Origin of the sequence: Roseateles sp. (assembly GCF_049240545.1) — a bacterium.
GTDB lineage: Bacteria > Pseudomonadota > Gammaproteobacteria > Burkholderiales > Burkholderiaceae_C > Paucibacter_A.
In genome coordinates, this window is record NZ_JBMLSK010000011.1 from 1 (window position 1) to 1976 (window position 1976).

The 1976-nt window shown below is 62.2% G+C and carries 2 protein-coding genes; one reads left to right on the forward strand and one right to left on the reverse strand.

What is annotated here, in order from left to right:
* On the reverse strand, positions 1-1442 hold a 1442-nt coding region (locus tag ACOVRJ_RS00895; RefSeq protein WP_422042026.1), incomplete at its 3' end, for a PhoX family protein.
* Between the two features lie 129 nt (positions 1443-1571).
* Here ACOVRJ_RS00895 and ACOVRJ_RS00900 point away from each other — a divergent pair.
* On the forward strand, positions 1572-1976 hold a 405-nt coding region (locus tag ACOVRJ_RS00900; protein ID WP_422042027.1), incomplete at its 3' end, for a tetratricopeptide repeat protein.

A 1976-nucleotide genomic window follows, 5' to 3' on the forward strand; every position in this document is an offset into this window, starting at 1 on the left:
TGGCGGGTGTAGAGGTAGACCTCGCCCTGGTTGTCGAACTTGAAGCCGCTGTAGTTGGCGATGCGCGGGTCCCGGATCGACAGCTCGATCCACTGGCCACGGCCATCGGCATCAAAGCGGGCCACGTAGAGCTTGCCCTCGTTGAGGTATTTGTCACCGGCTGCGATGCCGCCGCCGATGTCCTTCGGGTCCCAGACGGCGGTGGTGACGAATTTGTAGATGTATTCGTTGCGGGAATCGCAACCCATATAGAACGCCAGCGGCTGTCCCGCCTTGGGCAAGCTGCAGGTGGCACTCTCGTGGGCCAGGCGCCCCATGCTGACGCGCTTGGCAGGTGTTGATGAGGGGCGGAGGGGATCGATCTCGACGTTGTAGCCAAAGGTGTTGGCCTCGTTGCGGAAATCGCGCTCGGCATTGGCACCCACTGCGGCCAGGTTCCAGCGCGCAAAACGGTCATCCGTGGCTGAGACGGTGTGCCACCCCTGGCTGATGGCACGGGTCAGGCCTGCCGCAGGCGCTGCCAAAGCCAGCCCGTAGCGACGGCGGGCAGCCAGCTCCTTGGGCGACAAGGTCGCACCGCCTGCGCCCATCTGGAAATAAAAGGCCCAGTTTTCCTCGCAGGTCAGGTAAGTGCCCCAAGGGGTCTTGCCATGGCCGCAATTGTTGAGCGTGCCGCGCGCCATCGAACCCGCAGTCTCCCAGCGGGTGACCATCTGTGCTCGGATCTCCTGGATGTGATCACGCGGGCCCGCAATGCGCACGGCTGTCTGGGCGGTGATGCGGCGGTTCAGGGGAGAGTCGCTCTTCATGGTCCAGCCCTGCGGACCACGGACGACCTCGACCACCGACACGCCGTGGTGGTTGATCTCCTTGAGCACCTCCAGCTCCGGCCGCACACCCAGGTCCCATTCGCCGAACTGGGTGAATTTCTTACCCGACACGCCATTCGAAGTCTGGCCGTTGGGATGCATGAAATGGGCATCCGCAGAGCTTTCGTGGTTGACCACCACCACGGCGCGACCGGTGTCGGTCTGGCTGTAACGGCCCTGGGCATCGATGAAGAAGATCTCGATGGCATCGTGGTGGTCGCCAATACGGCGAGACCAGTCGTCGGTCTCTGCACCGCTGTTCGAATAAGCCGACGCACTAGAGTCTAGGCTGTCGCCCGTGGCATGTAGCACCGTGTAGCGGTAGCCCGGTGGCAGAACCACATCGTCCACGAGGCTTTTGTCCAGCGATGCAAAACCCAAGGAACTGGCGAGCGAAGCCGATGAACCGGCCGTCAGCGTGGCGCACCCGGGCAGCATGGCCAGACCCGCCAGGCCCAGCCCCCCACGCAAAACGGCCCTGCGGCTGGGGCTGGCCAGCGCCTGGGCGAGAACCTGTTCGAAATGCGGATTGCTGGAAGGGTTGCTGTCGATTTCGTGATCGGGGTGTGACATGCGTAGCTCCTGATGTTTGATGCCCTTAGTGGACATCCCTTTTGTGACAAAAGGATGTCGACCACTGGGCGTCAGGGGTTTTCAGGACCGATCTAGGCGTGCTGACACCAGGCCCCTACCATCTGCGGCATGAACTTTCATCAACGCATGTGTGTTTTCAGGGTCTTTGTGCTGACGGGCCTGTTGACCCTGCTAGGTTCGGTCGCCGGGGCCGTCGATGTACCCAACCGCAACCTCGCTGTCGAAGAGCAGGCCATGCGCAATGCGCGCGAAGCCATTGCACAAAAGAACTGGGCTCGCGCCGCTCAACTTCTGGAGGCGCATGTAAAGGCCTACCCCGAAGATGCCGATGCCCACAACCTCATCGGCTACACCCAGCGGCATCTGGGGCAATTCGATCTGTCGCTCTCCGCCTACGAGCGCGCCCTGGCCATCGACCCCAAACACATCGGCGCCCACGAATACATGGGCATGTTGATGCTGACCCTGGGGCAACGTGACCGTGCCGTTCAACTGCTCAGGAATCTCGAGCAA